The following is a 13,718-nucleotide window of genomic DNA, read 5'->3' on the forward strand; positions in this document are numbered from 1 at the left end:
ACGAAGCCCAGGTCCGGACAGAGCCCCATGCCGTGCTTGAGCCCCAGGCCCGGACAGAGCCCGAGGCCGTGCTTGAGCCCCAGGTCCGGACAGAGCCCCAGGCCGTGCCTGAACCCCAGGCCCGGACAGAGCCCCAGGCCGGACCCGCGATCGGCGTGCCCACAGCCCCGGAGCCGTCCCCCCACCCCGGCACCCCGTCCGGCAAGGAGTCCTGATGCGCATCTTCGACCCCCACATCCACATGACGTCACGGACCACCGACGACTACGAGGCCATGCACGCCGCGGGTGTCCGCGCCGTCGTCGAGCCCTCCTTCTGGCTGGGCCAGCCCCGCACCTCGCCCGCCACCTTCCTCGACTACTTCGACTCCCTCCTCGGCTGGGAACCCTTCCGCGCCGCCCAGTACGGCATAGCCCACCACTGCACCCTCGCCCTCAACCCCAAGGAGGCGAACGACCCCCGCTGTGTGCCCGTCCTGGACGAACTGCCCCGCTATCTCGTCAAGGACCACGTCGTGGCCGTCGGGGAGATCGGCTACGACTCGATGACCCCCGCCGAGGACACCGCCCTCGCGACCCAGCTCCAGCTCGCCGCCGACCACGAACTGCCGGCCCTCGTCCACACCCCGCACCGGGACAAGCTCGCCGGTCTGCGCCGCACCCTCGACGTCGTCCGCGAGTCCCCGCTGCCCGCGGAGCGTGTGCTGGTCGACCACCTCAACGAGACCACCGTCAAGGAAGCCAAGGACAGCGGCTGCTGGCTCGGCTTCTCCGTCTATCCCGACACCAAGATGGACGAGGACAGGATGGTCGCGATCCTCAAGGAGTACGGCCCCGAGAAGGTGCTCGTGAACTCGGCCGCGGACTGGGGGCGAAGCGATCCCCTCAAGACCCGCAGGGTCGCGGACGCCATGCTCGCGAGCGGCTTCGGCGAAGACGACGTCGACCGCGTGCTGTGGCGCAACCCCGTAGCCTTCTACTCGCTCAGCGGACGCCTCGACCTCGATGTCGCGGACACGGCCGCCACCCACCAGGGCAACTCCGTCCTGCGCGGCGGGGAGTGAGCGATGCGCTTCCGCCACCCCGACGGTTCCACCGTCCACCTCGCCTACTGCACGAACGTCCACCCGGCCGAAACCCTCGACGGCGTCGTCGCACAGCTCCGCGACCACTGCGAACCCGTGCGCCGCCGGCTCGGCCGCGACCGCCTCGGGGTCGGGCTGTGGCTCGCCAAGGACGCCGCCCACGCCCTCGTCACCGACCCGTCCGCCCTGCGCGGGCTGCGCACCGAACTCGACCGCCGAGGCCTCGAGGTCGTCACCCTCAACGGCTTCCCCTATGAGGGCTTCGGCGCCGAAGAGGTCAAGTACCGCGTCTACAAGCCGGACTGGGCCGACCCGGAACGCCTCGACCACACCACGGCCCTGGCCCGCGTCCTCGCCGGCCTCCTCCCCGACGACGTCACGGAGGGCACCGTCTCGACGCTGCCCCTGGCCTGGCACACCGCGTACGACGACGACCGCGCGACCCGCGCCCACGCGGCCCTGACCACCCTCGCCGAACGCCTCGACGCCCTTGATGAGCTGACCGGCCGCTCCATCCGCGTCGGCCTGGAACCCGAACCCGGATGCACCGTCGAGACCACCGCCGACGCCATCGGCCCACTCACCGCGATCGGCCACGACCGCATCGGTGTCTGCGTCGACACCTGCCACCTCGCCACCTCCTTCGAACATCCGCACGCCGCCCTGGACGCACTCACCGGCGCACGCGTCCCCATCGTGAAGTCACAGCTGTCGGCCGCCCTGCACGCCGAACACCCGCACCTCCCCGACGTCCGCGAGGCACTCGCCGCCTTCGACGAACCCCGATTCCTCCACCAGACGCGCACCGCCACCTCCGCCGGACTGCGCGGCACCGACGACCTGGGCGAAGCCCTCACGGGCGACGCCCTCCCCGACGCCTCGCCCTGGCGCGCCCACTTCCACGTCCCCCTGCACGCGGCCCCCGCCGCACCCCTCACCTCCACGCTCCCCGTACTGCGCGCCGCCCTGACCCGCCTCGTCGGCGGCACCCACCCCCTCACCCGGCACCTGGAGGTGGAGACCTACACCTGGCAGGCCCTCCCAGCCGAGCTGCGCCCCCGCAGCCGGGCCCAGCTCGCGGAGGGCATCGCCGCCGAACTCGCCCTCGCCCGCGACCTTTTGACGGACCTCGGCCTCAAGGAGCTCCCGTGACCCCTCAGCCCGCAGCGGGGCCCACTCCTCTGCTCGTCCTGGACGTCGTCGGCCTCACCCCCAAGCTCCTCGACCACATGCCCCACCTCAAGGCGCTCGGCACGTCCGGATCCCGTGCCCACCTCGGCACCGTTCTGCCGGCCGTCACCTGCGCCGCACAGTCCACCTTCCTGACCGGCACGCTCCCCGCCGAGCACGGCATCGTCGGCAACGGCTGGTACTTCCGCGAACTCGGCGACGTCCTGCTCTGGCGCCAGCACAACGGCCTCGTCGCCGGGGACAAGCTCTGGGACGCCGCCCGCCGCGCCCACCCCGGCTACACGGTCGCCAATATCTGCTGGTGGTACGCCATGGGCGCCGACACCGACATCACTGTCACCCCCCGTCCGATCTACTACTCCGACGGCCGCAAGGAACCCGACTGCTACACCAGGCCCCCGGCCCTGCACGACGAACTGACCCAGGAACTGGGCACATTCCCGCTGTTCCACTTCTGGGGCCCCGGCGCCGACCTCGTCTCCAGCCGCTGGATCATCGACGCGACCCGCCACATCAACCGCACCCGGCACCCGGACCTGACCCTCTGCTACCTCCCTCACCTCGACTACGACCTGCAGCGCTACGGCCCCGACGACCCGCGCTCCCTGAAAGCGGCCACCGACCTGGACACCGCGCTCGCCCCGCTCCTCGACGAGGCGCACGCGGAAGGCCGTACCGTCGTCGCGCTGTCCGAGTACGGCATCACCCGTGTGAACCGTCCCGTCGACATCAACCGCGCACTGCGCCGCGCAGGGCTCCTCGAGGTCCACACACAGGACGGCATGGAGTACCTGGACCCGATGGCCTCCCGTGCCTTCGCGGTCGCCGACCACCAGATCGCCCACGTCTACGTACGCCGACCGGAGGACCTCGAGGCGACCAGGGCAGCACTCGCCGACCTGCCCGGCATCGAGCAACTCCTCGACGACGAGGGCAAGAAGACCCACCACCTGGACCATCCGCGCTCCGGCGAACTCGTCGCCGTCGCGGAGCCGGACGCCTGGTTCACGTACTACTACTGGCTCGACGACGCCCGCGCGCCCGACTTCGCACGGCTCGTCGAGATCCACCGCAAACCCGGCTACGACCCCGTCGAGCTGTTCATGGACCCGCTCGACCCCTACGTGAAACTCAAGGCGGCCACGGCACTCGCCCGCAAGAAACTGGGCATGCGCTACCGGATGGCGGTCGTGCCCCTGGACCCGTCACCTATTCGCGGCAGCCACGGCCGCCTTCCCACGAGCGACGACGACGGTCCGCTCATCATCTGCTCCACCCCCCGCGCTGTCGAAGGCCGCCTCGCGGCCACCGATGTGAAACCCCTGTTGCTCCACCTCGCCGGTCTCGACTGATCGGCGCCGACGGGCACGCCATGGCCCGCGGTCCCACCCGACCCCGTCTCTTCCGACTGGTCACCAGTGAAGCACCCACCACTGACAACGCTCCGAGACACCGAGGAGTTCCAGGCATGAGCCGCTTGATCCGCCCCAGCCGCACGGTTGCCACCAGCAAGAACCATGATCCCGAGCTCTCCCACCGCCTCAGCCGAAGAGGCATGCTGGGCGTGGCCGCGGGCGCCACCGCCGCAGCCCTGCTCGGTGGGGCCGCGACCCCCGCCACGGCCGCCACCTCCACCACGACCGGCGCCGCGGGCCGGAGCCGCCCCGTACTGCCGCCCGGACGGCTCGGCATCCAGCTGTACAGCCTGCGCGACAAGGTCTCCACGCTGGGCTTCGCGCCGGTCTTCGCCGAACTGGAGAAGTACGGGTACGACGAGGTCGAGTTCGCCGGCTACACACAGGGCTCAGCGGGCCCCATCACGCTCGCCCAGCTCAAGCGCCTTGCCAGAGACCACGGCCTGAACCCGATCGGCAGCCACGTCGGCTACTACTCCAGCGACCCGAACGCGTACACCTTCGCGCAGAACCTGAACAAGGTCCTCGACGACGCCCAGGCCCTCGGCCTCAAACACATCGGCACCGCCGCAGGCCCGTTCCGCTACGGCTCGACCGTCGACGCGTGGAAGCGCGCCGCCGAGGAGTTCAACACCTACGGCGCGGCGGCGAAGGCACGGGGCATGAAGTTCTACCAGCACAACCACTCCGAGGAGTTCTCCTTCGCCACCGACAAGCCGCACGTCCGGCTCTACGACGTGCTGCTCGCCGAGACCGACCCCGACCTCGTCTACCTGGAGATGGACATCTACTGGGCCTATGTGGGCCAGTTCCGGTTCTCGAAGCGGCCCGACGGCACGCCCGCCCCCTTCGAGCCGTTGGACTACGTCCTCAGGCGCCCGAACCGCTACCCGCTCTTCCACGTGAAGGACGGCGAGAGCGACCCGTCGAACCCCTACGGCTACCGCATGGTGGACGTCGGTGACGGCGACATCGACTACAAGCGGTTCATATCGGCGGTCACCCGCCTCAAGGGCCACCGCCTCGCCCACCACTGGCAGGCCGAGCACGACAACCCCACGGAGTCGTTCGCCTTCGCCCGCCGTTCCAGCGCGCACCTGCACTCGTTGCGGGAGAAGTGCTGACGCTGGTCGGGCACATCAAGCGGCCGTCCGGTGGCGCAGGCCACCGGACGGCCGCTTCACACGTGGAACGTCAGGAGGCCGCGTCCACGGTCCGCCGGAACAGCCCTCCCTTCGCGGGACCGCCCGGCTGCCGCAGCAGCAGGGAGAGACCGGTGGCGGCCAGGGACACCACCCCGGCCGTCGTGTACGCGCCCACATGGCCCCGCGCGCCGATGACCACCGCGCTCAGGCCGCCGCCGAAGAGGCCGCTGACCAGCTTGGCGCTGTAGACCATGCCGTAGTTGGAGGCGTTGTTGTTCTCGCCGAAGCAGTCGGGGACGAGTGCGGCGAACAGGGGGTAGAACGCTCCTCCGCCGAAGCCGGAGAGGAACGCGAAAGCCAAGAAGATCACTCCCATGGACGAGGCCGTCACGAGCGGGCCGAATCCCATCTCCCTGGCGAACGGGTCCTGGAAGGAGACGCCGAAGACGGACACGCCCGCACAGCACAGCAGAACGATCCGGTGACCATGGCTGCCCGGCTGCTCAGCACGCCCTTCTCACGGAGCTTCCCAGCGGGGAAGGAGACCCCCGCCTGGAAGAGGATTGACACGCTCAGGACCCAGAAGGTGCTGATGGGGGACCAGTGGTGCGCCCTGGAGAGGGTGTCCTCGGCGGCCCCGAAGGCGTACTCGAAGACGCTGACGGCGAGCATGGCAGCCCAGGGGAGTGCCACCATCGTCCACCTCGGCAGCCCGAGGATCTGCCGGTCCGATTCACCGGCCCGGTAGAGGCGGCCACCCGCGTCGGCGATCTCCCGGTACGGCGTGTTCCTGGCGGCCGGCGTGGCGATGGTCTCGTCCGTCATGTCAGGCCATCTCCTCACCCAGAGGCTGCGGGTTCGGCTCCACACGCTTGGTCCTGGGCCGCCCCGGCGGGTGCAGGAACAGGGCCACGCAACCGGCGAAGAGGGAGATCGAGCCGGCCAGGACGAAGGCTCCGGAGTAGTCCCAGGCACTGACCACCACCGCGCCCATGCCGGAACCGAGCAGGCCCGACACCAGCTTCGACGAGTACACCAGGCCGTAGTTGGAGGCGTTGTTGTTCTCACCGAAGTAGTCCGCGGTCATCGCGGCGAACATCGGGAAGATCGCACCGCCACCGAAACCGGAGATGGACGAGAACAGCAGGAAGAGCGGCAGATTGCCGATGTTCCCGGAGAGCAGAATGCCGTACTGCGACAGCCCGAGAACGATGCAGACGAAGATCAGGCACTGCTTCCGGCCGTAACGGTCGGACAGCCAGCCGATGACGCCGCGGCCCGTACCGTTCACGATCGCCTTTAGCGACATCGCGGTCGCCACGATGCCCCCGGCGAAGCCCGCCTCGTCACCGAAGGGCACCTGGAAGGCGATGCCGAAGATGTTCACGCCCGACGTGCACAACAGACAGAACCACATGAGGGCCACACGGCCGGTCTTCCACGCCTCCTTGGGGGTGTACTGGTGGACAGCCGGCGGGTTCTTCTCCAGTGCGCGCCGGGCGCGAGCGTCGGTGGGCTTCTTCAGCGGGTCGACGTCAGCCGGCCACCAGTTCTTCGGCGGATCCCGGAAGAAGTAGCCCGCCACGGCTACGACCGACGCCAGGAACAGGCCCACCGAGACGAGCACCCAGCGGAAGTTCGTGAGGTCCATGTAGCCGGTGAAGATGAACACGAACGGCACCGAGCCGTAGGCGAAACCGCCGTTCACGAAGCCGGTTTTGCCGCCCTTGCGCTCCGGGTACCACTTGGCGACCATGTTGACGCAGGTCGCGTAGACCATGCCCGCGCCCATGCCGCTGAACATGCCGAAGCCGATGTACGCGACGATCACGTGCGGCGCGAACGCCAGCGAGAGGTAGCCGAGCAGCGTGCCGATCGCGCCGAGCATCATCGCCCAGCGGGCCGGAAGTTTGCCGCTCTCCCGCAGCTTGCCCGCGGGGAAGGCCACTGCGGCCTGGAAGAAGACCCAGACACCCAGCATCCAGAAGATGTGCGCGCTGCTCCAGTTGTGAGCCGTGTGCAGTGTGTCCTCGGCGGACGCGAACGCGTACTCGGCCGAGCTGATGCCCATCATCCCGACCCACGGAAGGATGACCATCCACTTGCGTTTGCGGCCCATGATGTCGATGTCGGTCTCACCGATGCGGTAGACCCGTCCGTTCGCGTCGGTCACCTCTCGGTAGGGAACCGACGTGGGCAGATCGGTGGTTGTCATGTCGCGAAAGCACCCCTCGCGTCGAAAGTTCTGGCCAGCGCCCCCTGTCCAATGCCTTTCGTGTGCGCACGGGCCCTGAGGGCGGCCGACGCGCACCGTCGACCGCCCCGCGCTACCTCACCTCATCTACCGCCCCCCGACACCCCTGCCGTCCGCTCCCGGCGGACCTTGTGGATCACAGCAACCCACCCCTCACAGCAGCCCGATCCAGCCCGATCCCGGGCCCCGTCAAGGCGAACGCGGCCATCACAGCAGCCCCGCCGCCCGCGCCCACCGGTACTTCGCGCCGAGTACGGCCACCGGCTTCTCGGTCGTGTACGGGTAGGCCACGACCCCCCGCTCGAAGAGGTACTGGCACGCCTCCTCGACCTCGACGTCGCCCGCGAGCGACGCGACCACGGGCTTGCTGATGCCGCGCTCGCGGAATTCGGCGACCACGCGCGCGGTGAGGTCGGCGAAGACCATGGGAGGGGTCACGATGGTGTGCCAGTAGCCGAGGACGAGCGCGTGGATGCGCGGGTCCTCCAGGCCCAGCCGGATCGTCGCCTCGTACGTCGACGGCGGCTCGCCCCCGGTGATGTCCACCGGGTTGCCCGCGGCTCCGAAGGGCGGGATGAACTTCCTGAAGGACTCGTCCAGGTCCGGCGGGATCTCCATCAGGGACAGCCCGTTGTCGGTCACCGCGTCGGACAGCAGGACGCCGGAGCCGCCCGCGCCCGTGATGATCACGACGTTGTCACCCTGAGGCGTCGGAAGCACCGGCAACGCGCGCGCGTACTCCAGCATCTCGTTCAGCCCGGGCGCCCGGATGACCCCGGCCTGCTTCAGGATGTCGTCGTACACGGCGTCGTCGCCGGCCAGCGCGCCCGTGTGCGAGCCCGCCGCCTTCGCGCCGGCCGCCGTACGGCCCGCCTTCAGGACCACGACCGGCTTCTTCGGAACGGTCGCCCGGGCCGCCTCCACGAAGGCACGCCCGTCCTTGAGGTCCTCCAGGTGCATCGCGATGCACTGGGTGTTGGGGTCCTCACCGAACCAGGTCAGCAGGTCGTCCTCGTCGAGGTCCGACTTGTTGCCGAGCCCGACGATCGCCGAAACGCCCGTCTTCGTGGTGCGCGCGAAGCCCAGGATGGCCATGCCGATGCCACCGGACTGCGAGGTCAGCGCGACCCCGCCCTTGACGTCGTACGGCGTGCAGAACGTGGCGCACAGGTCCTGCCAGGTCGAGTAGTAGCCGTAGATGTTCGGCCCGAGCAGCCGGATGCCGTGCCGTTCCGCGATCGCCACGATCTCGGCCTGCAGCCCGTGCTCACCGGTCTCCGCGAACCCGGAGGGGATCAGTACGGCGTTGGGGATCTTCTTGCGTCCCACCTCCTCCAGGGCCGAGGCCACGAACTTGGCGGGGATCGCGAAGACCGCCACATCCACCTCACCGGGAACGTCCGTGACACTCTTGTACGCCTTGCGGCCCAGAATGTCATCGGCCTTGGGGTTCACCGGATGGATCTCGCCGGAGAAACCGCCGTCGATGAGGTTCCGCATCACCGAGTTGCCGATCTTGCCCTGCTCGTTGGAGGCACCGATCACGGCGACCGAGGCGGGCTGCATGAGGCGGCGCATGGAGGTGAGGATCTCCTCGCGCGTGTACGTGCGCCGTGGCTTCGGCACCGAGTCCGCGAGTATCACGCGGATGTCCGCCGCGACCGCGCCCTCCGCGGTGGCGATCACCGGGTTGAGGTCCACCTCGGCGATCTCGGGGAAGTCCGCGACGAGTTCGGAGACCCGGCGGATCTGTTCGGCGATGGCCCACCGGTCCACGGCCGCGCCGCCGCGCACCCCGTGCAGGATCTCCGCCGAGCGGATCGAGTCCAGCATCGACAGGGCCTCGTCGGCGTTCAGGGGAGCCAGCCGGAAGGTGACGTCCTTGAGGACCTCGACCAGCACCCCGCCGAGCCCGAAGGCCACGACCTTCCCGAACGTCGGATCGGTGACCGCCCCGACGATGACCTCCTGCCCCTGCGGGAGCAGTTCCTGGACCTGCACGCCCTCGATGCGCGCCCGCGGGTCGTACGCTCGCGCGTTCTCGATGATCTTGTGGAAGGCGGCCCGTACGTCGGTGGAACCCTCCACCCCGACGATGACGCCGCCCGCGTCGGTCTTGTGCAGGATGTCGGGCGAGACGATCTTCATGACGACCGGTCCGCCGAAACGCGCCGCGTACGCCACCGCCTCGTCGACGTCCGTCGCCAGCTCCTCGCCCGGAACGGCGATCCCGTACGCGTCGGCGATCACCTTGCCCTCGGGCGCGGTGAGCGCGCCGCGGCCCTCGGCCCGTACGGCGTCGAGGAGCGTGCGCACCCTGAGCACCCGGTCTTCGGCCATCAATCAGATCACTCCGTTCGACTTGAGCAGGCGCAGCTCTTCGTCGCCGAGGCCGAGCTCGCCGACGAAGACCTCTTCGTTGTGCTCGCCGAGCAGCGGCGAACTGGTCACGTCCACGGGGGAGTCGGAGAGCTTCAGCGGACTGCCCACGGTCACGAACTCGCCCCGCTCGGGATGCGGCACCCTCACGACCATCTCGTTGGCGACCAGCGAGTCGTCCTCGATGATCTCCTTGGTGGACAGGATCGGGCCGCACGGGATGTTGTGGGCGTTGAGCCTCTCCAGCACCTCCCACTTGGGGAGCGTGGACGACCATTCCTCGATCAGCTGGAACATCTTGTTCAGCTTCGGCAGCCGGGCCTCGGGCGTGGACCACTCGGGGTCGTCGGCCAGCTCGGGCCGGCCGATGAGCTCGCTGATCGGCTTCCAGCCGACGGGCTGCACGATCACGTACACGTAGTCGTTCGGGCCGCCCGGCGCGCACTTGACCGCCCAGCCGGGCTGACCGCCGCCGGACGCGTTTCCCGACCGGGGAACTTCCGTGCCGAAGTCGTCGTTGGGATATTCAGCGAGCGGGCCATGGGCCAGGCGCTGCTGATCGCGCAGCTTCACCCGGCAGAGGTTGAGCACAGCGTGCTGCATGGCCACGTTGACCCGCTGGCCGCGCCCGGTGTTCTCCCGCTGGAACAGCGCCGCGAGAATCCCCGCAACGGCGTGGATGCCCGTGCCCGAGTCCCCGATCTGGGCCCCCGTCGCCAGCGGCGGCCCGTCCTCGAACCCGGTGGTCGACATCGACCCGCCCATGGCCTGCGCGACGACCTCGTACGCCTTGAAGTTGGTGTACGGGCCTTCGCCGAACCCCTTGATGGAGGCATAGACGATACGCGGATTGATCTCCTGGATGCGGTCCCAGGTGAACCCCATGCGGTCGACCGCGCCCGGCCCGAAGTTCTCGACCATGACGTCGGAGCGCCGGATCAGCTCGGTGAGGAGTTCCTTGCCGCGCTCGGTCTTGGTGTTCAGGGTGATGCTCCGCTTGTTGCAGTTGAGCATCGTGAAGTAGAGGGAGTCGACGTCCGGGAGGTCGCGCAGCTGCTTGCGCGTGATGTCACCGGTCGGCGCCTCCAGCTTGACGACGTCGGCGCCGAGCCAGGCGAGCAACTGGGTGGCGGAGGGCCCGGACTGGACGTGCGTCATGTCCAGGACGCGGATGCCTTCGAGGGCCTTGGTTCCTGTCATCTGGGGCACCTCACTTGTACATCGTCTGGTTCATGGTTCCGGGGGCGTACGCGTCCGGGTCGACCCAGACGTTGATCAGCGACGGCTTGCCGGACTCGCGGGCGCGCCGGAGCGCGGGGCCGATGTCGGCGGGGTCGCGGACCTCCTCGCCGTAACCGCCCAGCATCTGCGCGAACTTGTCGTACTGGACGTCGCCGAGGGTGTTGCCGATCCGCTCGCGCTCCTCGCCGTACTTGGCCTTCTGGCCGTAGCGGATCTGGTTCATGGAGGAGTTGTTGCCGACGATGCCGACGAAGGGGAGGTTGTAGCGGACGAGGGTCTCGAAGTCCCAGCCGGTGAGGGAGAACGCGCCGTCACCGAAGAGGGCCACCACTTCCTTGTCGGGCCGCGCCTTCTTCGCCGCGAGGACGAAGGGGACGCCGACGCCGAGCGTGCCCAGCGGGCCCGGGTCCATCCAGTGCCCGGGTGACTTGGGCTGCACGACCTGGCCGGAGAAGGTGACGATGTCGCCGCCGTCGCCGATGTAGATCGAGTCCTCGGTGAGGAAGTCGTTGATCTCACTGACGAGCCGGTACGGGTGGATGGGTGAGGCGTCCGACTTCAGGCTGGGCAGCCGCTTCTCGATGGCCGTCTGCTCGGCGGCACGCAGCTCGTCGAGCCACTCCTTGCGCTTCGACGCGCCCCCGTTGACGCGTCCGGAGGCGGCCTCGGTCACCGACTTCAGGACCAGCCCGGCGTCGCCCACGATCCCGAGGTCGATGTCGCGGTTCTTGCCGACGGTCCGGTAGTCGAGGTCGATCTGCACGACGGTCGCGTTCTGCGACAGCCGCTTGCCGTAGCCCATGCGGAAGTCGAAGGGCGTGCCGACGATGACGATGACGTCGGCGCCTGAGAAGGCGTACCGGCGGGAGAGCTGGAAGTGGTGCGGGTCCCCCGGCGGGAGGGTGCCGCGGCCGGCGCCGTTCATGTACGCGGGGATGTTGAGGGTCCGCACGAGGTCGATGGCCGCCTCGGTGCCGCGGGTCGTCCACACCTGGCTGCCCAGCAGGATGGCGGGCTTCTCGGCGTGCACCAGCAGGTCGGCGAGCTTCTCGATGGCCTCGGGGTCGCCGGCCGAGCGGGTGGAGGCCCGGTAGGCGCCCGCCTTGGGCACGCGCGCCTTCTCGGCGGGCACCTTGGCGTCCAGTACGTCGCGCGGGATCTCCAGGAAGGAGGGGCCGGGCGCTCCGTGGTAGCACTCGCGGAACGCCATGGACACCATGTCCGCCGCGCGCGCCGTGTCCGGCACGGTCGCCGCGAACTTGGTGATGGGCGCCATCATGTCGACGTGCGGCAGGTCCTGCAGGGACCCCATCTTGTGCTGGGTGAGGGCTCCTTGGCCGCCGATGAGCAGCATCGGGGACTCCGCGCGGAAGGCGTTGGCGACACCGGTGACGGCGTCGGTCGTCCCCGGGCCCGCGGTGACGACGGCGCAGCCGGGCTTGCCGGTAATGCGCGCGTAGCCGTCGGCGGCGTGCGCGGCGACCTGCTCGTGGCGTACGTCGACGACCTCGATGCCTTCGTCGACGCAGCCGTCGTAGATGTCGATGATGTGGCCGCCGCACAAGGTGTAGATGACCTCCACACCCTCCGCTTTGAGTGCCTTGGCGACCAGGTGCCCACCGGAGATGAGGTTCTGGCTGTTGTCGTCGGGCATAGCGAAGTCCTGTCCCTTCGTAGGGGATTGGGTGCGTGGTTTGCGCAGCTCACACGCCGTTCACGCGTTCTCGTGGATGCCGTCGCGGTAGATTGCATACAGTCGACGAATACTGTATGAACCTTGTTATCCCGCATCGAGTGGGTGGTGTCCAGGGGGCGTGCGGCACTTTTCGAGGGCCCGGTGGTCGGCCCTCCAGTTGACTCAGCGTCAGGAGCCGGAATGGACCTGTTCGAACACCAGGCAAGGGAACTCTTCGAGGAGCACGGCATCTTGGTGCCACGGGCGGAGGTCACCGACTCGCCCAAGGAAGCGCGGGAGATCGCGCGCAGGCTCGGCGGACGCGTCGTCGTCAAGGCCCAGGTGAAGACCGGAGGCCGCGGCAAGGCGGGCGGAGTGAAGCTCGCCGCCGACCCAGCCGCCGCCGAACTGACGGCGCGGCAGATCCTCGGCATGGACATCAAGGGCCACACGGTCGGCAAGGTGATGCTCGCCCAACCCGTCGACATCGACCGCGAGTTCTACGTGAGCTACGTTCTCGACCGCGCGGCCGGCCGGTTCCTGGCGATCGCCTCCGCCGAGGGCGGCATGGAGATCGAGGAAGTGGCATCGACCAGGCCCGAGGCCGTCGCGCGCATACCCGTCGATCCGGCCGAGGGCGTGACCGCGGCGAAGGCAGCGCACATCGCCGAGGCCGCCGGACTGCCGCCCCAGACCGTGGACGTCCTCGTACGGCTCTGGGATGTCCTCGTTCGGGAGGACGCCGTACTCGTCGAGGTCAACCCCCTCGTCCGTACGGCGCAGGGACAGATCCTCGCCCTGGACGGCAAGGTCACCCTCGACGGCAACGCGCGCTTCCGGCAGGAACGCTGGGGCGAGGACGGCGCCGCCCACGACGATCCCCTGGAAGCGGCGGCCGCGGCGAAGGGCCTCAACTACGTGAAGCTGGACGGCGAGGTCGGCATCATCGGCAACGGCGCGGGCCTCGTCATGTCGACCCTCGACGTGGTCGCAGGCTGCGGCGCCCGGCCCGCCAACTTCCTCGACATCGGAGGCGGAGCGAGTGCGCAGATCATGGCCGACGGCCTCTCCGTCATCCTCTCCGACCCGGCCGTGAAGTCCGTGTTTGTCAACGTCTTCGGCGGCATCACCGCCTGCGACGCCGTCGCCGACGGCATCGTGCGGGCCCTGGACACCGTCCAGTTGACCAAACCCCTGGTCGTCCGGCTCGACGGCAACAACGCCGCCCGCGGCCGCGCGATTCTCGACGGGCGCGCCCACCCCCTGGTCCAGCAGGCCACCACCATGGACGGCGCCGCGCGCCGGGCCGCCGACCTCGCCAACGCAGCCTAAG

General features: G+C 69.2%; 9 protein-coding genes and 1 pseudogene. 5 read left to right on the forward strand and 5 right to left on the reverse strand.

Features of this window, described 5'->3' with window-relative positions; all coding sequences use genetic code 11:
* Nucleotides 1-214 precede the first annotated feature (214 nt).
* The 4 genes from ACZ49J_RS16615 (at nt 215) to ACZ49J_RS16630 (ending at nt 4,814) form a co-directional block, all read left to right on the forward strand.
* Nucleotides 215-1,063, forward strand: a complete 849-nt coding sequence (locus tag ACZ49J_RS16615; RefSeq protein WP_467453579.1) for a TatD family hydrolase — start codon at nt 215-217, stop codon at nt 1,061-1,063.
* 3 nt (nt 1,064-1,066) lie between these two features.
* The gene (gene eboE / locus ACZ49J_RS16620; protein ID WP_467453580.1) at nt 1,067-2,236 is read left to right on the forward strand and encodes a metabolite traffic protein EboE; all 1,170 of its coding nucleotides are present in this window, start codon (nt 1,067-1,069) and stop codon (nt 2,234-2,236) included.
* Nucleotides 2,233-3,627: a nucleotide pyrophosphatase/phosphodiesterase family protein gene (locus ACZ49J_RS16625; RefSeq protein WP_467453581.1), complete on the forward strand. Its 1,395-nt coding sequence runs from the start codon at nt 2,233-2,235 to the stop codon at nt 3,625-3,627. The genes eboE and ACZ49J_RS16625 overlap by 4 nt, the downstream gene beginning before the upstream one ends.
* Before the next feature lie 116 nt (nt 3,628-3,743).
* Nucleotides 3,744-4,814, forward strand: a complete 1,071-nt coding sequence (locus ACZ49J_RS16630) for a sugar phosphate isomerase/epimerase family protein (RefSeq protein ID WP_467453582.1) — start codon at nt 3,744-3,746, stop codon at nt 4,812-4,814.
* A 70-nt stretch (nt 4,815-4,884) separates the two neighbouring features.
* Here ACZ49J_RS16630 and ACZ49J_RS16635 read toward each other — a convergent pair.
* From ACZ49J_RS16635 to ACZ49J_RS16655, 5 genes and pseudogenes are all read right to left on the reverse strand, one after another.
* A pseudogene (locus ACZ49J_RS16635) lies at nt 4,885-5,660 on the reverse strand (MFS transporter).
* 1 nt (nt 5,661) lies between these two features.
* A complete protein-coding gene (locus ACZ49J_RS16640; protein WP_467453583.1) occupies nt 5,662-7,050 on the reverse strand; it encodes an OFA family MFS transporter in 1,389 nt (462 codons plus the stop codon).
* Nucleotides 7,051-7,296: 246 nt separating this feature from the next.
* Nucleotides 7,297-9,429 carry an acetate--CoA ligase family protein gene (locus ACZ49J_RS16645; protein ID WP_467453584.1) on the reverse strand — a complete coding sequence of 711 codons (2,133 nt, stop codon included), beginning with the start codon at nt 9,427-9,429 and terminating at the stop codon, nt 7,297-7,299.
* A 3-nt stretch (nt 9,430-9,432) separates the two neighbouring features.
* Nucleotides 9,433-10,668 carry a formyl-CoA transferase gene (gene frc / locus ACZ49J_RS16650; protein ID WP_467453585.1) on the reverse strand — a complete coding sequence of 412 codons (1,236 nt, stop codon included), beginning with the start codon at nt 10,666-10,668 and terminating at the stop codon, nt 9,433-9,435.
* Nucleotides 10,669-10,678: 10 nt separating this feature from the next.
* Nucleotides 10,679-12,364, reverse strand: coding sequence for a thiamine pyrophosphate-binding protein (locus ACZ49J_RS16655; protein ID WP_467453587.1), 1,686 nt, complete (start codon nt 12,362-12,364; stop codon nt 10,679-10,681).
* Between the two features lie 222 nt (nt 12,365-12,586).
* Between ACZ49J_RS16655 and sucC the strand changes: the two genes are divergently transcribed.
* Nucleotides 12,587-13,717 (forward strand): ADP-forming succinate--CoA ligase subunit beta, encoded by a 1,131-nt coding sequence (gene sucC, locus ACZ49J_RS16660; RefSeq protein WP_467453588.1) that lies wholly within the window; start codon nt 12,587-12,589, stop codon nt 13,715-13,717.
* Nucleotide 13,718 lies beyond the last annotated feature (1 nt).

Source organism: Streptomyces sp. NPDC030840 (genome assembly GCF_055572015.1).